Here is a 23709-nt window from a genome sequence, read left to right on the forward strand (position 1 = left end):
GCCGCGCTAAGGGTTAGCAATGGAAAGTATACAGACAAAATCGAGCGATCGTCCAGTTAATAAGGGCGATTCCCTACGGGATAGCTACGCCGCGCGTACAAAGCAGATTTTTGCGTTAGTATCGATGGTAGGTTTTGCTGGTTCTGCGATTTTTGGGATTTTCAGTCTGTTCAGCAGCGGTTTGAGCAGCCAGCATCGACAAAAACCGGTGGCTGCTGCTGTTTCTCAGGAGTCTCTGCTGGCGGCGAAGGAACGGGGATATGAGACGGTTTTGCAGCGGGAACCTCAGAATCTGACGGCTCTGGAGGGGTTGGCAAATGTGCGGTTGGAGATGAATAATAAGGTGGGGGCGATCGAGCCTTTGGAGAAGTTGGTGAAGCTAAATCCTGACAGAGCTGATTATAAGGAGCTTTTGAGGCAGGCGAAGGGGAAGTAGTAGGGGGAAGGTGAGGAGCTGCTAGGATTAAAAATCTGAAACTCTAGAACTAAGGTATTATTTCACACAAAATTAACACATATGAGTAAACATATTTTATTGTCTACAGACGATCCAGGTGTCGGTGGAGTTGCACAATATAATCACTCAATTATGTGTGCATTGGCAAGGTTAGGCTATCAAGTAACTTGCCGACACCCCGAACCATATAATAATAATTTAATAACTTATCAAAACCAGTTAGGTATCCAGCATTTATGGATAGAAAGTAACAACGTTGAAGAAGCGCACCATACTTTAATAAACCTATCCGCTAAGCCGGATCTGATTATTTGTAGTAACTCCAACCCGTTCTCCAATTTGACAATCAAGCAAATTGCTATCCAGCTTGAGATACCTTACATCACAGTTGAGGGGCTTGTCGATCCTTATTTAGCAGAGTGTTTTAGTGGCTACTTAAACGAGTTATCACTTCACTACAACCAAGCTAAGTCAGTTATTGCGGTTTCTTATGATAATCTGAGTTTATTACACGAACTTTTCAAACTTCCTAGAAATATGGGGGAGGTTATTTATTACGGAAGACCTTCAGAATATTTCACTGCTAGAGATTTATCAATTTGTAAAAGCCTACGTCAAGAGCTTAGTATTCCTTTAGATGCTGTAGTTTGTTTTACAGCAGCTCGCATAGAAACGCGAAAAGGCTACCAGTATCAGTTAGAGGCAATTAAGCAGCTTATGCAAAGTCCAGTCTGGTCACAAATTTACTTTTTGTGGGCGGGAGGTGGTATTTTTGATCCGCAGCTTGAAAGGCAAAGTCAAGAAGCAGTTAAGGAATTAGGAATAACCGATAAAGTTAAGTTTTTAGGACAGCGATCGGATGTTTCAGCTTGGTTGAATAGTGCGGATATTTTTATTCTACCTTCCCAATTAGAAGGAATGCCTTTGTCTGTTATGGAGGCAATGGCAAAGGGTTTGCCAGTTATGGCAACAGCCGTCAGCGGTATACCAGAAGAATTGGGCAATACTGGTAAATTACTTTCAGACCCAAAAATTGACTCCCAAGCCACAATTCAAGAATTAGTTACAACAATTGAAGAGTGGGTAGTGAATCCCGACTTACGTCACTCTATTGGTCTAGTTTGTAAGCAGCGAGCAGAAGAAATGTTTAGAGAAGAACGAATGATTGAGGAAACAGTAAAGGTCATTGAGCGTGCCTTGTTACCAGTCGGAGATTATGTATCGCCTGGATTTGAACTCGTACAGCCTGACAATTGTTTTCTAAATATGATAGCAGGAGATGCTAACAGTCAACCTTGGCCTTACCTGCGTCGGGAAATCCCCCATAATTGGTATGTGGACAAGCGACACCCAACGATAGGGTTTCTGAGTCGAGATGAGGCTCATATTCTTTACAATACAGCTCTTAAATTTCAGGGGAAAAAAGCTTTAGAGATTGGCTGCTGGTTGGGTTGGTCTGCTTGTCATCTAGCATTAGCAGGAGTACAGCTAGATGTAGTTGACCCTCTATTAGCGATACCAGAATTTTATGAAAGTGTCAGCAATTCGCTGAAAGAGGCTGAAGTTTTTGAGTCAGTTAATTTAGTGGATGGTTATAGCCCTCAAAAAGTGGAGGAGTTAGCAGATCAATTGCAAAGTAAATGGTCGTTGATTTTTATTGATGGCAATCACGAATCACCAGGACCACTTAATGATGCGATCGCCTGTGAACAATTAGCAGAAGCAGACGCTTTGATTTTATTTCACGACTTGGCTTCTCCTGATGTAGCTCAAGGCTTGGACTATTTGAGGTACAAGGGATGGCAAACATTAGTGTACCAAACTATGCAAATTATGGGGGTTGCTTGGCGGGGAAATGTAGAGCCAGTTATCCATCAGCCCGATCCTAAAGTTAACTGGGTTTTACCAGCACATTTACAAAGTTACACAGTCAGCGGTATGTCAAACAATCAGTCGGTCGATCCTTTTTTAAATAAGCTGTTTCATTATGTTGAAGAGTATCAATCTGTGTCAGATGTACGCTCCTCAGTTGATTTTAGCGGCGATCGCCAAAAATTTACTCAGTTAATCCAGAAAGGCAAAGAGTGTTTTGTGAAGGGTGAGATAGAGACGGCGATCGCTACCTTCACTCAGGCACTAAAAGTCCATCCAAGCTCTTTAATTGCTCAGAACTATCTCAGCTCGCTTTACTGGCAAGTAGGGGACGTTCAAAAAAGCTTGCAGCATCATATCCAGGCTCAATTTAGCAACATAGCTTTTGCCAAAATTCTCACTGACGAGTTTCAAGAAATTCTCTCAGTTATCAGACCTTACACATTATTGAATGAAGCCAGACTGTTCTCGCTATACTCCCTAGCAAGGCAAATCTGTTTAGATGATATACCAGGTAACTTCGTTGAATGTGGCAGTTACAAAGGAGGGTCAGCAGCACTTCTCGCAGTCGTTATCAAGAGATACAGTTTACGCCCGCGACTCCTCTATGCTTTTGACACTTTTGAAGGGATGCCAGAACCCACTGAAGCTGATAAACATCACGGAATTCCTGCTAATTTAACAGATTGGGGTGGTGGAACTCTCAAAGCTCCACTTAGTGACAACTTAGATGTCATTTGTCAATCCTTAGAGGTCGCAGATATTGTCATACCCGTTAAGGGGCTATTTGCTCAAACCTTACCTGAATCTAAATCCGCAATAGGCAGTATAGCTTTACTACACGCTGATGGCGATTGGTATGAGTCAACCATGGATATATTTAACAACATTTACGATAGTGTTGTTCCCAGTGGCTTTGTCCAGATAGACGATTACGGTCACTGGGAGGGTTGTAAAAAAGCAATCCATGAATTTGAAAGACGTTGTGGTCAATCATTTGCTATTCGGGCGATCGACTATACTGCTGTATGGTTTCAAAAAGGAGATTCTGTTCATCAAAACTGCAATCACTGGCAGACTTTTTGGTATTTAGCGCAAGCCTCAGAGAAAATGGGCAATATAGAATTAGCCAAAAAAGCAGCGCAAGCCGTTTTGAAAATTGTGCCAAAGCTGGTCAAGGCTGAGAATCTCTTGAATCGCGATCCTTCACAGTTAAAGTTGGTTGTCTCGCCAGAAGTTTCACTGTCACCGGAATTGGATGACTTCCTCAATAACTTAAGACTGAGAGAGATTAATATAATTCTGTTTCCTGATTGGCAGCAACCTGAAGAGTCCCTCTGTCTTCAGCTAGAAGGCGTAATTACCACTTTATTTGCTCAAAAAGAGCCAAGTAAAATAACTGCGCTTCTGGATACAAGCAATATCTCTGAAGAAGATGCAAATCTAGTTTTATCTTCTGTTATAATGAATATTCTTATGCAAGAAGATTTAGATGAGACAGATGTTCCAGAAATTTCATTACTGGGAAATCTCAGTGAAATGCAGTGGAAAGCTTTACTACCCTGCCTCCACTTTCGGGTAGTCTTAGAGAACGAAAATCAACAGGCAGTTGCACAGGCTGGTGCAGCAAGTCTCCCCAGTTTGAAAGCAGTCAATCTTAAGCATTTGATGAATTTCACTCAACCTATAAAAAGTAGGTCAGTCATGGATGAAAATCAAATTCTTCAACAACTCGAAAAGCACAAGTTCTATCACATAATTCAATTAACTGAAAATCTCTCAACATCGGGAAATAATGTCGCTGTACCTATGCAGGATGTGCCTCTCAGAGCTTTAAGAACACTGGATCTTAAGGACAAACGAGTTCTTGATATCGGCTGTCGAGATGGTCTGTTTTGCTTTGAGGCAGAAAAGCTGGGTGCAAAGGAAGTCATTGGCATTGATAATGACTTATCGATGGGGGCGATCGAATTTTTAATTCCTTTTTTCAATTCACAAGTCAAGATGTATCAATTAAACCTCCTTGACTTAAAACCGGAGACGTTTGGAATGTTTGATGTTATCTTATTTCCCGGTGTTCTTTATCACCTCAGATACCCCTTCTGGTCGCTAAAGTTAATTAAGGATGTGTTGCAAGAAGGAGGCAAAATAATTATAGAAACAGCAGTTTATATGGATGACAACCAAAATGCCATGCTGTTTTGTCCCATAGGTTCTGAGAGTCCCTATGAGCCTACGAGTTGTACATTTTTTAATTTAAAAGGACTCATGGATACGCTCTTGAGTTTAGATTTGGTAGTGGAAGATGTTGAACTTTTGTACAACAATGATTTACTATCATTATCACCCGAAGGAATTACTTATTCAGTAACTAATCCAATCCAACGTTGGATTGATCGCGCCACTTTTATTTGTAGCAACAAACAATCAATACATCAGCCCAGAGTTGTTGATTATTGGAACAGCACACACGATGTTCATACCATTCAAAAGTTATAATTAGGTGAGGCATCAACTCAACGCTGAATTCCCGATCTCTACTGATTTCTTTTTTTGTTTTGAAGTGCTAGTTCGTACAAAACGGATTCTAATCTATCCATTGTGCGGGTGCGACTGAGTTCGGATAATGCTCGTTCCTGTCCCTTTCTAGTCATGACTTCCCACTCAGCAGGATTCATAGGCAAGGAAGATAAATAATCGGCAAGATCCAAAGGATTCTCTGACTCAAAGATTAGTCCAGTTTTACTATGCTGTACTGCTTCCGGCGAGCCTCCTGTGTTGCTAGTAACGATCGTCAACCCAGCAACCATAGCTTCGATTAAGCCTATACTGAAAGGCTCTTCAAAACGGGAGGGCAACACCCAGACATTATGCGTGCGGTACAGTTGCACGAGTTCCTGGCGAGACAAAAGTCCTGTAAAGCATATCTTTTCCTGTAAACCTTCTGACTCAACAAACTTCTGAAGTACCTCAACAAATTCAGGGGTGAGAGAACCTCCAGCGATAGTCGCAGTAAAATCTACACCAGCCTCATGGAGCAAGTAAAGAGCTTCAATCAAAACATCTGGCCCTTTATAGTGCATTACTAAACCGGCATAGACAATGCGGAGCCGATCGCGCTGCGGGAGTTCAGATTGGTAAAATTCCTCAACCTCTGCACCGGGGTAAATCGTCTGAGCTGTTTCTGTAGGGTAGCCTTGTTCTTGTAAATTCTCTCGAATCCAATTGCTAACAGTTATGTATCGATACAAAGGACTGCGGGGAGCTAAATCGTGGCTATATCCTGGTTGGGAATTCATCACATAATGAGCAACTGGTATCTCAGCATCAAGTATTTGTTCTAAAACTTCTGAGCCTAAAAAATCTGTATTTCCTGCTAGGCAGACATCCGGTTTAAAGGAATTCAACTCTTGCTCTAACGCCTTGTAATTGCGTACAGCAATTGATGCAACGTGAGCCGGATAAAAAGGTTGCGCTCCTCGCTCTGTCCAAGTGCCCCACAGGGACAAACAGCGCCGCACTGTACTCGGATCGGAATCAGCTTTTTGGTAGCCAGTGGGCAATTCTTCTGTGTTACTCGTGAGTACGAGGACTGTGTGACCGCGTTCCTGCAAAAGTCGGGCATAATCTGCGATCGCCCGTTCGTATCCTCCAACCACCTGGGGTGGATATAGATTATTTACAACCAGAATTTTTAGCTTTTCCAATCACCTAATCTCCCTTATGACTAATGTTTATCTAAATATATCTGCCACATTTGCTCGTAAGCTTTCTCCATCTCTCGCGTAAATTGCTTGCCATTCCACAGAGGCGCAGTTTGCCGTGACTGCCGCAATTTCCAACATATTTGTTGCCGCAAACCAGAGTCTTTACCCAAACGAATCCCCCATTCTACATACTCTTCATCAGTCCAAGCAATCCCTTCGGAAATACCAGCATTCATCATCATCGTATAACTGTTGCGACTGGCAAATTGCTGTCCTACACGGGTTACTAGCGGAATGCACATCCACAGAGTTTCCATAGTTGTTGTGGCTCCATTGTAGGGATAAGTATCGAGTACCACATCAGCAATACCCAAGTTAGCTCGGTGAAGTGCCTCTGAAGGAGCTAATGGTAAAAATCGGAGGCGATCGGCATTCACACCTTCTGATTCTGCAATCTGGATAAAAAAGTTTTTAAGTGATTCTTGATCCGCCAAACCTTTTATTAACAAGTAGCTATTTGGTACTGCTTTAATAATTTGTATTTGTAGCCGTGCTGTATTCGGGTTATATTTGTACCCTCTCTGAGCGCTAAGATATATGACAGCATCGCTGGAGATATCTAATTGATCCCGACGCAGAGTTGGCACAGCCACTTCAAACCCATCCACTGCGATGTAAGTTTGAGGCAAACGCCAAATTTTTTCTGTGTAGTATTCCTGAGCCGAGTCCGGTACAACATAAGGGTCAGCAATGAAGTAGTCAATCGCTGGAATTCCTGAAGCATCCCAACCAAGCCAAGTCGCCTGAACAGGTGCCGGTTTCATTGCCATTGTTTCACAAGTAGCAGTCAGGGTAATACTATCTAAGTCGATCAAAATATCAATCTCATCCTCGTAAATTTTATCAGCAGCTTCTGCCCCACTTAGTCCTAATTTATGGGCTTTAGAAACTTGGCTGATGTACCATTCCTGCAATGGATTTTCGGTCAGTTCAGAACCCATCAAGTAGGCATTGATTTCAAAGTGTTCGCGGTCATGGTACTGAAAAAGCCATCGCGCTAGCCAACCGACAGAATGACCGCGCAGACAATAAGAAAGATATCCAATCTTCAAACGTCTAGTAGGAACTCCTGTTTTCAGAATAGGCGACTGCCGCTGGCGATATCGCTCCACTCGTTCCTTATTACAATTTTCTACGTTTAACTGAGCAATCTGAGATACTTGACTGCGAATTTGTCCATTTTTATCCGCTCTATCTTCAAAATAAGGGAAGAAAAAGGTAGAATTGAATAAGCGGATCGCAGCACTTGAATCCAGAGATGTCGGTGGCGTTGCCAGTAAAGTAGCTAGCAATGATTTCTGCACTTCCAATGCTGAACAAACTTCATTCCAATAACCTCCTGCACTCATCAAACCCCGCATTATTAACAGATTTGCATAAATTTTATCTGATATGCTTTCCATGAGAAAATAGCATAATTTAGCAGCCTCTATTCCCTTAGAAAATTCACAAATATCTTGATAAAAACAAGATATAGCACGTAGTAATTCTAGATGTTCAGGAATCAAACGCAAGCCTAATTCAGTGAAGCGAGCTGCCAAAGGAAAATCCTTTCCTGAGTAAGAAATATGATAAACAAATGGGATCAAAGTGTCCACAAAAGCTAGAGGTTCCTTGACATAAGCTAAACACGCTTCTGTGAACTCAAACGTTGACGGATGCAAAGGATCTCGATCTAACACATCCTTCCACACTTGCAGCAATAGTTCAGAGTCTACCCCATTCCCTTCTTCAGACTTAAGAAGTTCTAAAAGGCCTAAATCTGTCAGTTCCTCGCCTGTGTAGGTCTTCAGCAGAATGGAAAGTCCTATCAAATGCAACAGGTTATTAATATCTCTAGGTTTAATTTCCCGTATGTGGTGCCGAATTGCCCAAGCGGTTTTATGATCGCCCACCTCCAGTCTTCTTCGCTCTGCTTCCGTCTGAAGCACCTGTATCAATTCTTCAGTCCACAAATCTATTTCTTCAGGCTCCCCTTCGGTCATTCCAAGCAGCCACGTTGTCTGAGCTTCCGCCTCTTGTCCTTGCAACAAGAACATCAATCCCAAGTGCCAGTAGTAATACTTGGTATCTGGTTCGGTTTCAATCGCCAGTTCATAAAGCGTCGCAGCCTGAATATAATTGCCTTTAAGCATACATTGATGGGCTTGGTTATGCTCATCGGATGTAACAACCGATAAATCTTTAGAAATCATGTTACAAGCAGATAAATGCAGTTTTCAGTAGAAGTTTCTTTAACTTTGTCAGAGGTCTAGCAAATACATCAAAGTGGGCAGTACATAGGATACCACCCACTTTTTTTATTGTTCTAAACAAGCAGGAAATTGTTGCACTCAGTAATTACTTGGTAACTGCCGTCATGGCGTTGGCACAAACAAGACTAGCTACGGTACCATCGGGAGTCGTGACTGCAGGCGAACCAGTACCAGTAGTCTCACAAAGTATGGTCTGCGTACCTTTTGCATCTCCACTTGGAACTAACCCCACAGCTGCTGCATATCCTTTAAGGGCAGAAGTAGCACCACCGACTGGAGTTCCAAGAGATGTAGCTCCATTCGCGCTACTTCCTAGCGTGTAGGTATAGTTATTGGTTACAGATTTGAGACCAAGACCCAATTCAGTAACATCGCTTGCAAATAGATTATTCTCTGCGTAGACTGCTTGCTGACCTTTGTTGATTGAAGAGAGGTACTGCTTAGCTTCAGATTGCTTAGCCTTATTTGCTTGGCTGAGGAAGGAAGGCAAAGCAATAGCCGAAAGAATACCGATAATGATAATAACAACCAGCAGTTCAATCAGGGTGAAACCTTGATCCTGTCTTCTTTTGTTGATGTGTTGCAGGAACTTGGCTTTAAATTCAGTCTTCATAAGTCTTTTCTCCTAGAGGCGTGGGATGCTCGTTTCTAACTCTTATATGTAACTTACCCAGTTGTCGGCGCTTTAATATCACCCCAGAGCAATTTTTTTTTCAACTCCTGGCTCTAATGCTCCAAAAGCACATACAGAAAGAGTTCCAGCCTAAGCAACAATTCCTTGACTTCCTCAAAGGCTGTCTGCTCGCTAACAGGCTCTGGGTTAACAGCCATCTGAGAGCGGATTTGAAGGCACTTCTGGACTAGCGACACCACAGACTGCGGCCCCTCCCACAGAGGTAGCAAACAAGCCGCCATTTTACTCTCGATCGCCACTGGCGCCAAAGTCGGCACAATAATATAACGGCTAATCTCAAACGCAGTCTCACTCTCAATACAATTAGTCAAATCTTCCCTAATCTGGGAAGTCCTCAGTTGAGGGTGCAGGTGTACCCGTGCTTCGGGCCATTGGGCCTCCGTCCATTCCGCCACGGGCACAAAATCCTGAGCCCGATTTGGATTGCCGCACCAGAAATCAAACAAACGGTGCAGGGGATGCAGCAAGTCAAATAAATGCAGTCGCTCTTCCAGAGAAGCTTCTGGCAGACTCATCGCCAAAAACGGAGGCAAATCATCTGCATCTTTGAACAAATCCATCAATTCCCACCTGCGCCAAGCCACCATATTGATAAACTCTAGATCGGCGGATCTCAACATGGCAAACACTTCAGGAATGGTAGAACCTTTATCACCAACTAATAAATAGTTAGACATAATCCATGACTCATTCTGCGCGCGATCTGAGTTCCATGTAAATGCCTTAAGCCCAACTCCATCTTCTAATGCTTCCATAGTCTCCCGGACTATTTCTATCTCCAATTCTCCCGGACTTCCATCCATTAATCCCATTGCTTTGAAAACAGCTTGACCGCGAAATACTCCGGCTCTACCATTTGAACTGTGCAGGTTGGTGCGGATAATTCCATCTGGAGCCATAACAGACTTCATCGCTTGCAATCCAGCAATAGCATCGGGCAAGAGATACAGAACTTCGTCAGCATTGATATAGTCAAACTGTAACCCTAAACTTGGTAACTCTTCTATTTTCAAAGCATAAAACTCTGCATTCGCAACTCCATGATATTGCAAACGTTGCTCGGCTAGTTTCACAGATTCTTCTGATAAATCGATGCCTACTATTTTTGCTCCAGGATTTGCTATAGCTAACACTAAGGATTTGTAACCGGTGCCGCATCCCGCATCAAGGATAACTTTACCAGAGGTATTGATGACTTTTCTATTTCTGAAGTAGTAAGCAGTGACAAGATTATGAAGGTAGAGCAATTCGCTGTTGTCTTTTGGAGATTCTTCCAGCGGGATTCTGGGAAAAGGAGTATTGTCAAATTGCTGGCGAATATTTTCTATTAACTCTAAATTTTCGTGATCCATTTTCAATTACGCTCAACGCTGGCAGATTATCCTAGTATCTCAGAAAATATGCGATCGCCCGCTCAGGCGCAACACATACAGCAGATTCCAGGTTTATGAAGTACACCGCGCGATCTATATATTCCTTTAGGGACACGGCATTGCCGTGTCCCTACCTCTGCTAGCCCGCCCTAACCAGAAATTCCTCACCTAAAATCCCTCATCGCTTTGGTACTTTGCTCTCAATCGAGCCCCTATTCTAAAATTTGATCCAGAAAACCAGAAACTGAAACAATCTTAGTATTGCCCAAAGTTTCTACCTCAGTAAAATCTCGATCGCCCGTTATTTAAAAATTTGCATTACCAGCCAAAGCACAAGCGAGGAATTTAGCATCTTTCCGAACCCTCGGAAAATCTACCTTAACCTCCACCTCGATCGACTGCGTTACCCTATCAAAAATCTCCCACCACTCTGCTATTACTTCCTGGCTTAGCTTAAACTTGAGAGGCCACAAAACATTCTTATATTCTATTATAATTTATGCTAACCTGTTCTGCATTTAAATTTTATATGAAAAACAATAAAACAATGAGTGGGTTCTTGCTCTGAGCATCGCCCTGAATATGCAATGTTTATTTGTGCGACAGCTTATAATTTCTGCTGATACTAGCCACTCCCAGTCTGGGCGATATACTTCAGTATTTGAAACAACATTCATCGCCTATTTCCTGTTAAAAACTATGTGCGGTCGCACTTCCAGCTTGGTAAGTTCGTCCGACATCTTTCTTTATAAGTTAGGTGCGATCGCCCCCTGATTCCCATTTTTACTTTGAGCGATCGCCCCCAACTAAAGCTCCCAATCCAGGTAATTTGTCGATCGCTATCCTCCAAAAAATCTACAATTTTGCCCTCAATTCATCCGCCGATAACTGTGGCAGTTCTTCTACCAGCACAGTCAATTCGACCGCAGGCAATTCGAGTAAATTGGTAACGGCTGCATCAAGAATATCTGCCGATTCATTAAAGTACCTCCTCAACACATATTCCGCCAACAATTTCACCGCTTGCTGCTGCCCTGCTGCATCTACTGTCAGCATTGATATCGCCAGCAACATCCGAGTAAATTCCGTCGCCGACAACTTGGATAGAGGCGTTAGAAACACGCTCATTTTGGGGCTTAATTCTCCGAATCTTCCTGGCAGAAAATCTGATAAAATTAAGCATTGCTGTTCTTCTCTCCCTCGTTCTAGCCCTCGTTCTAGCCCTCGTTCTAGCCCTCGTTCTAGCCCTTCTTCTCTAGCTTGTTGTTGTGCGGCTTGTATTTGTTGTTGAAAAAGTGGTGTAATGGCCATAATTAACTCCCGCTCTTCTGGTTCTAATTCCTGTGGAATATCGGTCACTAAATTTGACTGTAACCTATATAATAACTCTAAGGCAGTCATCCGCAGCGGATCGTCCGTGGCTAAAGCGCTCAACTGAGAAATAGCCCTTTGCTGCACTTTCCCTTTGCCCAAAATCCTCAACCACAGGGTTTCTGGTGTTTCTGGTAACTGGTGAATCACCACAATTGCTCCTTGCCAGTGTTCCGGGAAAAAATAGATGCCCTCCAGCCAATTAGAGAGGTTTGGTATGCCACCAAAACCCGAAACTAATGATTTCGAGGCTGTCGGTGTCAAAATCCACAGAAATGGCAACTTAGCATCATCATAGCGAGTATTTTCTCTTCTTGCCTGTCGCTCTAATTCTCTTCGCAAATCGAATAACTTACTCGTACAGTTCCAGACGTCGCCCAGAGCGATCGGATTGCGAAATGGTTCAAATATTGCAGTCGTACAAGCCATTTTTCCCAACAATCCTAGATTTTCTGTATATTCTGGGATTGGCGTACCTGGAGTGAAATAGACATCGATTTCTCGGACTTCGCTCGTCACATCGCGACCAACATTGACTGTACCGATGGGAGAGAGCATTTCTTCCAGGTATTCTTTGGCAAAGCGATCGTGAATGAATCGAGTCATAGAATTTATGATTGATTTTTATCACTGCATTTTATCATCATTTAATTGCTGTGCGATCGCCCTAATAAATTCTCTTCCTAAACTCCCTCATCGCTTCCACACTCGCAGCCATCAGCAAGCAGCGACACAATAAATTAATATCTCAATCAGGCAAAACCACAATTGCACAATTTTTATCAGCGATACACAGCCAATATACCATCTTCCCAGAACCAGAATTCAGCAACTCCCAATACTCGATAGCGCTGCATTTTTTTGATAGTATTGGTTAGTGAAGACGACTTCAATACATAAATATAGACAATAATTTGGAGTAAAATGTTATTGGTAACGATCGCACTTCCAACTCGCTAATTTTGTTCCATCGCCCCCTGATTCCCTTCCAACCTCACGCCCGTTTACAGCACAAATTTGTCACAATAATCTCAATCCCTGATTATACAACCAAAGACCACCTCCATGAACACCAACATCAGCCCGATTCTCAAAGTATTCACCCTTTCCGCCGCCCTTTCCCTGGCTATCAAGTACGCAGGCCCTAGCTTATCCATACCTTCAAGCGACTTCAACGCCCTCATCGCCGTGTTTAGCCCCAGTATCATTCTAGCTGCACTGCTGTTGGCGCGATCGCGCCAACAGCAGTAGAAGTGCGATCTACAGTAGGTTTAAAAACTATGTTTTTGCCAAATTTTTAATTTCCAGTACAGCTATCGCAACCAAACTTGAGACACTCACCATGATTCAAAGCATAACAGAATTAGTAACATTTGATGAATTCATCGAATAAGATCCTAAAAATTCAGAACACCACTACGAATTACACAATCGAGAAATTGTTGAGATCCCAAAAACAACAGGCAAACATTCTAAATTGACAGGTTTTATGCTAGCGGATCTCTACTTTGAAATTCGCAGGTTGCAACTGCGCTATTTTATTCCAAAAGAATGCGTCATCAAACCCATGCGCGAGGAATCAGGATGTGAACCAGATATTATTGTACTTAACGAACAAACCATTGGAAACGAGCCGCGATGGGAGAAATCATCAATTATCACAATGGGTTCATCAGTCCCCTTAATCGTCGATGTAACTAGCACTAACTGGGGGGATGATTATGCCCTAAAGCTTGAGGCTTATGAGTCAATGGGCATCCAAGAATATTGGATTGTAGACTATCTAGGATTAGGCGGCAGACGGTTCATCGGCAACCCCAAACAACCTACTTTTTCGATTTACCAACTAATTGATAGCCAATATCAAGTCAAACAATTTAGGGGGGACGAACGGATTGAGTCCCCAACTTTCCCAGAATTGAACCTGACAGCGCAGCAGGTGTTCGCAAAAGGGAATTGAGAAAACAGCTTATTGTGGTGTCAGAGTAGAGTATCTTAGTGAAGATAGGAGTCAACTATAGCTGTGAAGCTAGTGACAGACTGGTATCTGACGATTATGTTTAGATCCCCCTACTCCCCCTTCTCAAGAGGGAAAACAAAAAATTGCTCAAACTCTCCCTTCTTAAGGGGGATTTAAGGGGATCGAAACTTAGCTATAAACGAGAGATACAAAGAGTTATAGTCTTATAATTCCCAATACTCTACTTCTGAATCTAAAATCTAAAATCTAAAATCGAATGAAGCTAGGACAGTGGATGGGCTTATTAGCCCTCATCGCATCTTGTTACATCCTGTGGCAAATCCGGCAGGCCCTACTGCTGCTGTTTGCCGCCATAGTCTTAGCCACAGCCTTAAACAGACTAGCACGCTACTTGCAAAAATTCCGACTCCAAAGGTCGATCGCCGTACTTTTATCAATTAGCTTTTTAGTCCTGGTTTTGGTAAGCTTGTTCCTGATAATTGTACCGCCCTTTGCCCTACAATTCCAACAACTGACCCAAAAAGCACCTGAAGGAATCGCCAAACTAAACGAGTGGGTAGATCAAATCGAAGCTCGCTTTTCGGGACAATTCGATCAAAGGCTGCCGAATCTTGATGTTAACGATATTATGCGACAACTGCAACCCTTGTTCAACCAACTCGTTGGCGGTGCAGGAGCTTTTGTTGGCAACACATTAGGGGTTATTCTCAGCTTTTTGCTAGTCTTAGTTTTGACCTTGATGACCTTAGCAGATCCGCTCTCTTACCGCCAAGCATTTATACAACTATTTCCCTCTTTTTACCGCAGACGAATCGATGGTATTTTAGATGAATGCGAAATAGCTCTCGGTAGGTGGGTCATCGGCGCACTCATTAGCATGAGTGTGATTGCTTTGTTGAGCTTAATTGGTTTATCTGTTTTGCGAGTTCCCCTACCGCTAGCTCACGCCGTAGTAGCAGGATTTCTTAACTTAATTCCAAATATAGGCCCCACGATCAGTGTCATCCCGCCCATGACGATCGCACTTTTAGACTCTCCCTTACAATCCGGCTTAGTTCTGATTCTTTATTTCCTAATTCAACAGTTTGAAAGCAACATCCTCACTCCTTACGTCATGGCACAGCAAGTATCATTGCTGCCAGCAGTAACATTAATATCTCAAGTATTCTTCGCCACATTTTTTGGGTTCTTAGGACTATTACTTGCCCTGCCTCTCACCGTTGTAGCTCAAGTTTGGATTAGGGAAGTATTAATTAAAGACATCCTAAACCAGTGGGGTGCAAATCCAAAAATCCTAGCAGCAATCGATTCGGCTATTCACGAAGAATATGAGTCTCTAGGAGTAAAAAATAACAGGCCAGAAATCCTTCCAGAACAAAAAACAGAGCTCGCAGACCAAGCAGAAAATGACGATACTGTCAATCAATAATTCAGGTTTGAGGGTTCGGACTTCAGTCCTTCTTAATTCTCCGAGTGAGAACAGAAGTCCTAGGAGCATCTCCTGCATCGCAAAAAGTTTTTTACAGTGCGAGCATCCCCGCTCGCGTGCTGTGTAAAACACGCGAGCTCGCGACAGCTCGCACTACAAATGCAAAACCCAGATACACCATAATTCCTGATGATCAACCAATAGGGTTTACTTAAGTTATAAGTTGTAGGGTGCGTCGCTCGTTTAATCTGGCGTTTCAGGGCGAGAGTTGTTCTTGGCGACGCACCCTAGGTTCACTAAAAATTCAAGAAATCGCCATCAATAAAACTAAAAACTAAAAACTAAAAACTAAAACTAAAATTATGAGATCGATCGACGAAATCAACGATAAAATCAGCCAAGGCAAAGCCACAGTCTGGACGATCGAAGAACTCAAAAACCGAGTCAAAGAAACCAGCATTACCGAAGCCGCCAAACAAGTCGATGTCATCACCACCGGCACCTTTGAGCCAATGGAATCCTCCGGCGCCATCATCAACCTCGGCCATACCGACCCCCCGATCAAAATCCGCCAATGCTGGCTAGACGGCGTTTTAGCATACTCCGGCTTTGGAGCTGTAGACCTGTACTTGGGAGCCACCCAAGTAGCCGAAGACGGCGAAGAATCCCGGGAACGGGGAGGCGGACAGGTCATCGAAGACTTAATCGCCGGGAAACCAGTGCAGTTGCGGGCCCTGGGGCAAGTCACAGACTGCTACCCCCGCGCCTCCTTTGAAACCACAATTACCCGCGACACCATCAACCAGTTTTATTTATTCAATCCCCGGAACGCCTATCAAAACTTTATTGTGGGAGTCAACGGGGGCGATCGACCACTATTCACCTACCTCGGCCCCCTGCAACCAAACCTCGGCAACGCCGTCTATTCGAGCCTGGGAGCCATGTCGCCGCTGCTAAACGACCCCCACCTCCAACTCATCGGCATCGGCACCCGCATCTGGCTGGGAGGCGCTCAGGGCTACATCACCTGGGAAGGAACCCAGCACTTCCCCCTGCAAAAACGCCAGCCTAACGGGACTCCGATCGGCCCAGCCGCCACCCTCGCACTCATCGGCGACGCCAAACAGATGAACTCCAAATGGGTGCGGGGCTGCTACTTCAAAAACTACGGCCCATCCTTGATGCTGGGAGTCGGCATCCCCTTTCCAGTCTTAAACGAAACAGTCGTCGCCCACTGTGCAGTATCAGACAAAAAAATAGTAGCGCCGGTGGTAGATTTCTCTATCCCCCGGCGCGTTCGTCCCACATTCGGCTTAGTCAGCTACGCTCAATTAAAGACTGGCCGCATCCTCATCGAGGGCAAGCCAGTCAGGGCCGCCCCCCTAGCGAGTATGTTTCTCTCCCGGCAAGTAGCATTGGAATTGAAGCAGCAAATTGAATCAGGTCAATTTACCCTCACGGCCCCAGTTGCTCCCCTACCCACCGACAGAGTATTTCTCCCGCAAGATTTGTGGGGCGCCCAAGTCAGGCTGGAATAAAGGATTTTAGATTGGCGATTTGCCGATTTTAGATTAATCAGATGTACTAACCGAAAATCTCAAATCTCAAATCTTGCCCTAGGCCTCGGGCTTAGGCTTCTTAACCGGCTTAGGAAGAGGTTCCTTGGGAACAGCAGGCGCTGCTGCTGCGGACTTGATGGTAGGACGCCCTACAGGAGCACCGTCACCGCTGGGCCTAGGAGTAAACGGACGCTTGTTTCCCCCTCCTTTGTAGCCACCGCCGGGCTTGCCACCAGAGGGGAATTTCCGCTTTTTAATCGGCAGGGCGCCAATATTGTTCGCCTGCTCGATAGTCAGACTCTCAGCTTTCAATTTGACATGGAAATCCCAAAAAAATCCGATCGCCTTTGTAGCTAAATCCCCCTTGAGTTTCAGCTTAAAAAACTTCATCTTGTCATCATTCTTGCGGGGAGCTTGCTTGATTTTGACGATGACATACTTTTCTGCATCTTGCGATTGATAAATCACCTCGCCTCGAATCGAAAAATACCCATCTTCAACATCAGGTTCCGACGGCGGAAGTGCAGTCGATGCTTCAGCGCCAGTCTCAACCTCCCCAGCTTCCAGATTTTCCTCATCAGAGGAAGATTCGGGAGATTTCTTGAGCGTTTCCGGCTCCCAAACTCCCATAATCTGGGCGTGCAAGTTGCCGTCTTCTTGCCTGGTGCGGGGATAGACCACCCACAGGTGTTCTTGTTCCAGATCCAGGTGATTTTTGACTAAACTCATGACTCTACCCAGCAAAACTGCATCGATGGCAGTTCCGTCAGCAGCAATCAGCATACCTCGGGTGAATTGCTCTTCGGATTGGGTGTAGCGGCCCCGCACCAAACCAACAGCTCGGTACTGTCTGGGTTCGCTGGGGGGGGGAATCGGATGTTGGCGCATGACAGAGGGTAAGTCATCCTCGGCCTGAGCTTCCTTAGCTGCTGGCTCGCCGATTGCCGGCGGTGCGACTGCGACTGCTGGAGTATCCCTGGCCGATTCCGAAGGCGCGGATGGCGCCGAGGGTGCAGGAACATTGCTGGGCGGTTCTTTTGGCTTTGTTTTGTCCTTGTCGGGGGCAGAACTGTAGCGCGGTCGTTGCAGCGTATCCTTTGACGACGCGGGCGCGCCTGTTGGCGCGGGCGCTAGATTTTGGTCAACAGGTGCAGCCGGCGATGGCGGGGAAGACACGGGACTTTCGTCTGGTGTCTCCGGCGCGGAAGCTGTAACTGCGGACTGATTCACGGCGGACTCGCTCGGCTCGGCCTTGCGAGCAGAAATAGATTTGGACGATTTGGAAGACCGATTGGGAGAGGGGTTCATAAAAAACTCCTTGCAGCGGAGACACATCCCTTAAGGGAAATTAAGAATAAACTGAAAAAACTGATTTCAAAACTACTAGCACCTGACAGGCCGGCTTGGGCCCGGAGGTCTGGTTGTGACCCGTCAACGCCAACTTTCAACCCTACTGCAAGCTTTCTGGTTGTCTTGCTGCTAAAATCCTTGCTGGCAAAGAGTTTGACAGTTGCCAACCGTAAAGCCGGCGGGGCGCAAGTTGGAATTGCTCGCTAGTAGAATTTAGGATATTCAGCCTGCCTATTTTACTTACTCCAATTACCTTACTGGTCGATCCGCCATCTTTTCGGTAATTTTTAGCTCGACCAAACGAAATTGTACTGACACCACACTCCTTGGGACTGCGGGTCTAAGTATCCAAAATTGTTTGGCTAGCCTGGAGTTGTGGGTCTGTTACCATATTAGCTCCAAGTAAAAGGCTGTTTTGTCAGTTGGGACTTTGAAGTTAAAAACTTTGATAAAAAATACCCTGAAAACCCTGAGACCAAAGTCGAGGGATGAAAGGGCCCAGGAGACCAAAGTATCCAGCTAGATATTTACCAAATCCGAGTAAAATTAGTCAAGGGAGCTGGCACAAAATGTATGCAGTACAAAAAGATGTATGGCATTTAACCGAACTCGACAAAATTATTGTTGAGCAAATGCTCAAACAACCTTTTTAATGTCGGGATTTGCCAAAGTCGGCAGCGGTACTTTAGCCACAAAAGTGCGGTTAAATATCTCGAACTGTACAAAATAACCAAGACCCACCAAAATTACGGGCTACTATACTCTCAAGTTGCTCAACAAGCCCTAAACTCTGTTGCCGGAGCTTTTAGCTCTTTTCGTTTCTTAGAAAACTTACCCAAAAAAGGACAAATCAACCAAAAACCCACACTGCCAAAGTACAGGACTCAACAAGGAATGTATCCAGTCTCACACCCTGGACAAACCTTAAAAATAGTACGAAATCGGGTTTCACTACCTCTGGGAACCAAACAAAAAGAACACTTTTGGACAGATAGTCTTAGGGTGTCGCTGCCTGAACAAAGCAAAAATTGCCAGATTAAAGGCAGGAAGGCTAATCCTCAGAAACGGCAAGGTTTGGGCAATTGTACATCCCCGAATCTCTGACAGAACAAACTGCTAGTTGCACTCTCGAAGCAACCGGAGTTTGGGGAATAGAGTCCGGCATCAACAATTGGCTAACTTGTGTTTATAGTAATGGTAAACGTTTGAGCGTTGACGGTGGCAAATTGAAAGTTTGAACCAATGGTTTAATCCAGAAAAGGCGTGATTTCAATCTGAAACTGCTAAATACAATCTGCCTAAATATTGGTTATCAAAACGGCTGCGACAGTTCTCGTAAACTGCCACTAGAAAGATGAGAAATGCGGTGAAAAAATCAGTCATAACAATTGTAGATGATTGCGAAAATCACCAGATCAACGTCACAGTTTTTGGTTGGAATCAACGACAAAATCCAGAAGTAAAAATGGGTAGAATGACAGAGCAGAACTTTGTTATTATACCCACACCCAAATTTAAAGATAGACTCCAGCAAGAGTCCGACTTAAAAAGATGGCATTTGTCGAAAAAGACGAATCAGAGACCTCAAAATCTAGCTTCTGAGACCGAGAGTTTCTGCTAGCAAAAGTCAGTGAAAAACTGGACATTTGGCAGCAGTTGAGTAAAAGAATCAAGCGAGGTTTGTACTGTTCCAGGATGCGCGCTGTTAATTAATACAGACATTAACGGTGCGGCTAAGATCGTTAGAAAGTCACAAGTAGCCACAGATAGAATCTGCTGAGCGAATAGGTGGGGGTTGCTGACAAACCCTTTAAGAATTAAACTTTGGGTGGATTCATGCCCCAAAGTTTGTCCTTAAGAATGCCTGGGTCTTTAGACCCGGAGTGTCAAGGTTGCAGGGATCTGGTTAAATTGCAGATGCCCCCTGGCGATGCGTTAATTCTTAGAAAATAGTAGGTTTTAAGTTGGGATAGTTGAATTATGCAAAAAGCAAACAAGCGTCGCGGGTTGATTACTGTAGCGGTGGTGCTTTCGCTCATCGCTTTTTTGGGATTTTCTCTGGTCCCAATTTTGGATAGTATCCTCAAGGCCAGTCAAACATCCACTAGTAGTTCGACTCCAACGCCGACTCAGACGGCGGCCTCTGGCGAGAAGCAATCGCAGTTGCTGCAAGATCAGGTGAGGGGGTACGAATTGGTTTTGCAGCGGGAACCTGACAATGTAACGGCTTTGAGGGGATTGTTGCAGGTGCGGCTGGAGTTGATCGGACAAGGAGTGGGGGAAATTAAGGATGCGATCCCACCTTTGGAAAAGTTGGCTAAACTGAATCCGGAGACTACCGAATACGGGATTTTACTGGCTCAGGCTAAGGAACGCACGGGCGATCGCGAAGGGGCGGCTCAGGCTTACAGGTCAATTTTGGCGTCTAAGCCTGGGGAAATTAAGGCTTTGCAGGGCTTGGTGAATTTGCTGCTGGTGCAACAAAGGCCCGAGGCTGCGATCGGACTGCTGCAAGATACGCTCAAGGCCGCTCCGGGGCAGAATCAGGCTAAACCGGGAAGTGTTGATGTCACTTCGGTGCAGTTGATTTTGGGACAGGTTTATGCTGTACAGAAGCGCTACCCGGAGGCGATCGCGATTTACGACGAATCGGCTAAGGCGAACCCGAAAGATTTTCGCCCGACTTTAGCCAAGGCGATCGTGTTTAAGGAACAGGGCAAAACTGATGAAGCAAAAACGCTGTTTGATAAAGCTGCTGAGTTAGCTCCTCCTAACTATAAAGACCAAATCAATCAATTAGCTAGCGGCACTCCTTCGCCTTCTCCAACAGCAGATGCCAGTCCCGAATCGGCGGCTTCTCCTACTCCAGAAGGTGCGCTACCTAAGCCTTAAGGAGAGTTTGGCATGAAAGAATTTTGAGTTTTAACTGAAATAGTTTTAAGTAAAAAAATTAATGTTTAAAACTCAAAATTTATTGTTTTATTCCGATTTTAAATTAGATCGTATCTGGTCAAATAATGGTGATCACGTTTGTAGTGAGGACTAAAGTCCTCATAAATATCTGAGGACTAAAGTCCTGACTACAAACCTATTGCTAATTAAGTAAGATTTCGGAGGGAATTATGACCCAAAGCGTTGACCGCCTTGTTCTACTCAAATAATGGTGATCACGTTTGTAATGAGGACTTTAGTCCTCATAAATATCTGAGACTAAAGTCCTGACTACAAACCTATTACTAATCAAGCAAGATTTCGGAGGGAATTATGACCCAAAGCGTTGACCGCGTTGTTCTACCTCCTGCTTTTCCAGACCACACTCAATTACCAGAGTCAGATGGTACTTTTGTGAAAAATTTTCAGGAGCATCCCCAGAGTTTAATTTTAACTGATTCGATCGGCCCAATTTTGCAGGAGCGGCATCCTGACGGACAATATGCGATCGGTCAAGACTGCGGCATTTACTGGCGAGAAACCGAGCCACCGGAAAAAGGTGCAGAAGCTCCAGATTGGTTTTACGTTCCCAATGTACCTCCCAATTTAGACGGTCAAATTCGCCGTTCCTACGTGTTGTGGCGGGAACACATAGCACCGTTAATTGCGTTGGAATTTGCTAGCGGGAATGGCGATGAAGAGCGGGATATTACTCCGTTGTCGCGGACAGACGAAGGGGTGGTAACGAAACCCGGAAAGTTTTGGGCCTACGAGCGGGTGATGCGAATTCCCTATTACGGCATCTATGAAATTAATAGCGGCAGATTAGAAGTTTATCGGTTGATTGACGGGTATTATCAACTGTTAGAACTGAATGAGCGCGGTCATTTTGCGATCGCACCTTTAGGCGTAGAATTGGGACTTTGGCAAGGCAATTATCAAAATCAAACCATGCTTTGGCTGCGCTGGTGGGACGAGGAAGGTAATTTGCTGTTGATTGGCGATGAAAGAGCCGAATTGGAGAGATTGCGGGGGGAACAGCAGCGGGAAAGAGCCGAACAAGAAAGGTTGCGAGCCGAACAAGAAAGGCTGCGAGCTGACAGTGCAGAGCAGGCACAACAAGCTGAATTTCAGGCAAGAAGGGATGCAATTCCCCGGTTGTTGGGAATGGGTTTGAGTGCTGAACAAGTGGCGGAGGCGTTGGGTTTATCTGTCGAGGAAGTTAGGGAGGATTCTCAAGGGTGAGCCAATCGTACCCAATCACTTTATCCTTATCTCTCTGATTCAGTAGCTTGAGAAACAGGCTGAATTTTACCTAAACGATAAGCGGTTAGCGGACTTTTGCGAATATCTGCTTCTATCTGGGCAATCAGTTCATCAAGTGCAAAATTAAGACTGTCAAACTGCCGACAGACTTCGCGCATTTGAGTAACTGTCTGCTTAACTTTTTCTGGTTCTGGAAGTTGCGGTTGTTGAGTCATAGTAGGTTCCAATCACTCTTAGCTTCTCGGACTGTAGCTTCTCCGGCCTCGGCTGTAACTTCAGCTTGTTCTATGGTTTGAGTCAGTAGTTCTATCGTAGCAGCAGGAGCGATCGGCTGAAATTCAGAAATTCGCAGCAGCAGGTTAGAAAGGCGAGAATAGGACGAAGTAGCTCGTTCTCTGATGTTTGTCAATTGCTCTAGCACAGAAGCAGTTGCCTCGGTTTCTCCAAATATTTCAAAAACAGATAGTTCGGTTGCTCCCGCTTGATTGATTAGCTGCACAAGTCGGCGCTGTAATTCTAGAATAATTGTAATAGTTCGATCGGGCAAATCAGCCATGCGCTTTTTCCTCACTATCATCCAACTCCGCCATAAAATCGGCTACAGAACCAAATTTAACATTTCCCTCAGCATACTCTTGACGAACTTCTGCAACTTCCTTGAGTAATTCATTTCGTCGCTGTTGTTGCAGGCGGTTCTGAAGAATATCTAGAAGCATGGCTTGATCTTCTAATGATAAAACTTCTACAGCTTCAAGAGCTTGCTGGAATTGAGATGTCTGTGTCGTTTTACTCATATATTATATTTAACTGTATGATACCGATAAAAGCAGTATAACACTGCCAAGTTTGCAGTCATCTCCCAGAGTTGAATAAACAGCAAATTCAGTAGATTGTGTTTACTCTTCTGACCACCAGATAGGTTGTCCATCGTGTTGATAAGAATAATCTTCTGGCGGCGGAGATCCGTCCCAAGGAGGTGCTTTTGCTTACCTCTGGTATTGGTTGCAATTTTTATTTCTGATAGTCCTGGACGCATGGGATCCAGAAACCGGGTTTTTTTACAAAAATACTTCGTTGCAGCCCGTACCCAAGGTAAAAAACCCGATTTCTTTTGTCCGAGTGCGTCCAGGACTGTTTGAAAAACCTTCGGCTTTGACAGCTAGCAAAATATGGTTGAGCATATCTATGCTTGGCGAACCTGTAGTTGTGAATTAGTAAGGTGCGAACTGCCCAAGAAGGGATGCAATTCCCCGATTGTTGGGAATGGGTTTGAGTGCCGAGCAAGTGGCGGAGGCGTTAAGTTTAGCTGTGGAGGAAGTTAGCCACAATTATCACGGGTGAGATAGTTTTATCGGGATAAAGTTAACTTCAAATTCTCGAAGATTCTCAAATTTCAAATGTCTG

At 44.5% G+C, this 23709-nt stretch carries 21 protein-coding genes and 2 pseudogenes; 12 read left to right on the forward strand and 11 right to left on the reverse strand.

The features are described from left to right. The first annotated feature begins 19 nt into the window (after positions 1-19). Both IQ270_RS02145 and IQ270_RS30605 read left to right on the forward strand, forming a co-directional pair. The gene (locus IQ270_RS02145; RefSeq protein ID WP_228056012.1) at positions 20-436 is read left to right on the forward strand and encodes a tetratricopeptide repeat protein; all 417 of its coding nucleotides are present in this window, start codon (positions 20-22) and stop codon (positions 434-436) included. A gap of 81 nt (positions 437-517) precedes the next feature. Then, positions 518-4828, forward strand: a complete 4311-nt coding sequence (locus tag IQ270_RS30605; RefSeq protein ID WP_228056013.1) for a TylF/MycF/NovP-related O-methyltransferase — start codon at positions 518-520, stop codon at positions 4826-4828. A gap of 38 nt (positions 4829-4866) precedes the next feature. On the opposite strand, the gene IQ270_RS02165 is transcribed toward IQ270_RS30605, so the two are convergent. From IQ270_RS02165 to IQ270_RS30610, 5 genes are all read right to left on the reverse strand, one after another. After that, positions 4867-6036 (reverse strand): glycosyltransferase family 4 protein, encoded by a 1170-nt coding sequence (locus IQ270_RS02165; protein ID WP_193971522.1) that lies wholly within the window; start codon positions 6034-6036, stop codon positions 4867-4869. A 20-nt stretch (positions 6037-6056) separates the two neighbouring features. Next, positions 6057-8231 (reverse strand): O-linked N-acetylglucosamine transferase, SPINDLY family protein, encoded by a 2175-nt coding sequence (locus tag IQ270_RS02170; RefSeq protein ID WP_228056014.1) that lies wholly within the window; start codon positions 8229-8231, stop codon positions 6057-6059. Between the two features lie 205 nt (positions 8232-8436). Beyond that, positions 8437-8964 carry a type IV pilin-like G/H family protein gene (locus IQ270_RS02175; RefSeq protein WP_193971527.1) on the reverse strand — a complete coding sequence of 176 codons (528 nt, stop codon included), beginning with the start codon at positions 8962-8964 and terminating at the stop codon, positions 8437-8439. Between the two features lie 113 nt (positions 8965-9077). Next, the gene (locus IQ270_RS02180) at positions 9078-10397 is read right to left on the reverse strand and encodes a class I SAM-dependent methyltransferase (RefSeq protein WP_193971529.1); all 1320 of its coding nucleotides are present in this window, start codon (positions 10395-10397) and stop codon (positions 9078-9080) included. A 326-nt stretch (positions 10398-10723) separates the two neighbouring features. Further along, positions 10724-10891: a hypothetical protein gene (locus IQ270_RS30610; RefSeq protein ID WP_228056015.1), complete on the reverse strand. Its 168-nt coding sequence runs from the start codon at positions 10889-10891 to the stop codon at positions 10724-10726. A 109-nt stretch (positions 10892-11000) separates the two neighbouring features. Between IQ270_RS30610 and IQ270_RS02185 the strand changes: the two genes are divergently transcribed. Further along, positions 11001-11192 carry a hypothetical protein gene (locus IQ270_RS02185; protein WP_193971531.1) on the forward strand — a complete coding sequence of 64 codons (192 nt, stop codon included), beginning with the start codon at positions 11001-11003 and terminating at the stop codon, positions 11190-11192. An 81-nt stretch (positions 11193-11273) separates the two neighbouring features. Here IQ270_RS02185 and IQ270_RS02190 read toward each other — a convergent pair whose 3' ends face one another. After that, complete coding sequence (locus tag IQ270_RS02190; protein ID WP_193971533.1) at positions 11274-12395, reverse strand: flagellar assembly protein H; 1122 nt, start codon at positions 12393-12395, stop codon at positions 11274-11276. A gap of 7 nt (positions 12396-12402) precedes the next feature. Here IQ270_RS02190 and IQ270_RS31755 point away from each other — a divergent pair, with 7 nt between their 5' ends. From IQ270_RS31755 to IQ270_RS02210, 5 genes and pseudogenes are all read left to right on the forward strand, one after another. Further along, positions 12403-12528 carry a hypothetical protein gene (locus IQ270_RS31755; protein ID WP_255532353.1) on the forward strand — a complete coding sequence of 42 codons (126 nt, stop codon included), beginning with the start codon at positions 12403-12405 and terminating at the stop codon, positions 12526-12528. Positions 12529-12854: 326 nt separating this feature from the next. Then, positions 12855-13040: a hypothetical protein gene (locus IQ270_RS02195; protein ID WP_193971535.1), complete on the forward strand. Its 186-nt coding sequence runs from the start codon at positions 12855-12857 to the stop codon at positions 13038-13040. A gap of 91 nt (positions 13041-13131) precedes the next feature. Beyond that, positions 13132-13749, forward strand: a pseudogene (locus tag IQ270_RS02200) (Uma2 family endonuclease). A gap of 277 nt (positions 13750-14026) precedes the next feature. Further along, positions 14027-15199 carry an AI-2E family transporter gene (locus IQ270_RS02205; protein ID WP_193971537.1) on the forward strand — a complete coding sequence of 391 codons (1173 nt, stop codon included), beginning with the start codon at positions 14027-14029 and terminating at the stop codon, positions 15197-15199. A 362-nt stretch (positions 15200-15561) separates the two neighbouring features. Beyond that, positions 15562-16737 carry a homocysteine biosynthesis protein gene (locus IQ270_RS02210; protein WP_193971540.1) on the forward strand — a complete coding sequence of 392 codons (1176 nt, stop codon included), beginning with the start codon at positions 15562-15564 and terminating at the stop codon, positions 16735-16737. 78 nt (positions 16738-16815) lie between these two features. On the opposite strand, the gene IQ270_RS02215 is transcribed toward IQ270_RS02210, so the two are convergent. After that, complete coding sequence (locus IQ270_RS02215; RefSeq protein ID WP_193971542.1) at positions 16816-18066, reverse strand: hypothetical protein; 1251 nt, start codon at positions 18064-18066, stop codon at positions 16816-16818. Positions 18067-19190: 1124 nt separating this feature from the next. On the opposite strand from IQ270_RS02215, the gene IQ270_RS30615 reads away from it, so the two are divergent. The 3 genes from IQ270_RS30615 (at position 19191) to IQ270_RS02230 (ending at position 22284) form a co-directional block, all read left to right on the forward strand. Continuing rightward, positions 19191-19346: a hypothetical protein gene (locus IQ270_RS30615; protein ID WP_228056016.1), complete on the forward strand. Its 156-nt coding sequence runs from the start codon at positions 19191-19193 to the stop codon at positions 19344-19346. A gap of 742 nt (positions 19347-20088) precedes the next feature. After that, positions 20089-21000, forward strand: coding sequence for a lipopolysaccharide assembly protein LapB (locus IQ270_RS02225; RefSeq protein WP_193971544.1), 912 nt, complete (start codon positions 20089-20091; stop codon positions 20998-21000). A gap of 372 nt (positions 21001-21372) precedes the next feature. Further along, a complete protein-coding gene (locus tag IQ270_RS02230) occupies positions 21373-22284 on the forward strand; it encodes a Uma2 family endonuclease (RefSeq protein WP_193971546.1) in 912 nt (303 codons plus the stop codon). A 26-nt stretch (positions 22285-22310) separates the two neighbouring features. Here the strand turns inward: IQ270_RS02230 and IQ270_RS02235 are convergent, their stop codons facing one another. From IQ270_RS02235 to IQ270_RS31760, 4 genes are all read right to left on the reverse strand, one after another. Next, entirely contained in the window at positions 22311-22520 is a 210-nt protein-coding gene (locus tag IQ270_RS02235; protein WP_193971548.1) for a hypothetical protein, read from the reverse strand. After that, positions 22517-22861 (reverse strand): hypothetical protein, encoded by a 345-nt coding sequence (locus tag IQ270_RS02240; RefSeq protein WP_193971550.1) that lies wholly within the window; start codon positions 22859-22861, stop codon positions 22517-22519. The genes IQ270_RS02235 and IQ270_RS02240 overlap by 4 nt, the downstream gene beginning before the upstream one ends. Further along, positions 22854-23099 (reverse strand): hypothetical protein, encoded by a 246-nt coding sequence (locus IQ270_RS02245; protein ID WP_193971552.1) that lies wholly within the window; start codon positions 23097-23099, stop codon positions 22854-22856. The genes IQ270_RS02240 and IQ270_RS02245 overlap by 8 nt, the downstream gene beginning before the upstream one ends. A 264-nt stretch (positions 23100-23363) precedes the next feature. Further along, a complete protein-coding gene (locus IQ270_RS31760) occupies positions 23364-23486 on the reverse strand; it encodes a hypothetical protein (protein WP_255532354.1) in 123 nt (40 codons plus the stop codon). A 52-nt stretch (positions 23487-23538) separates the two neighbouring features. On the opposite strand from IQ270_RS31760, the pseudogene IQ270_RS30620 reads away from it, so the two are divergent. Then, positions 23539-23646, forward strand: a pseudogene (locus IQ270_RS30620) (Uma2 family endonuclease); the annotation flags it as partial. Positions 23647-23709: the final 63 nt, after the last annotated feature.

Origin of the sequence: Microcoleus sp. LEGE 07076 (assembly GCF_015207455.1) — a bacterium.
Lineage (GTDB): Bacteria > Cyanobacteriota > Cyanobacteriia > Cyanobacteriales > Microcoleaceae > Microcoleus.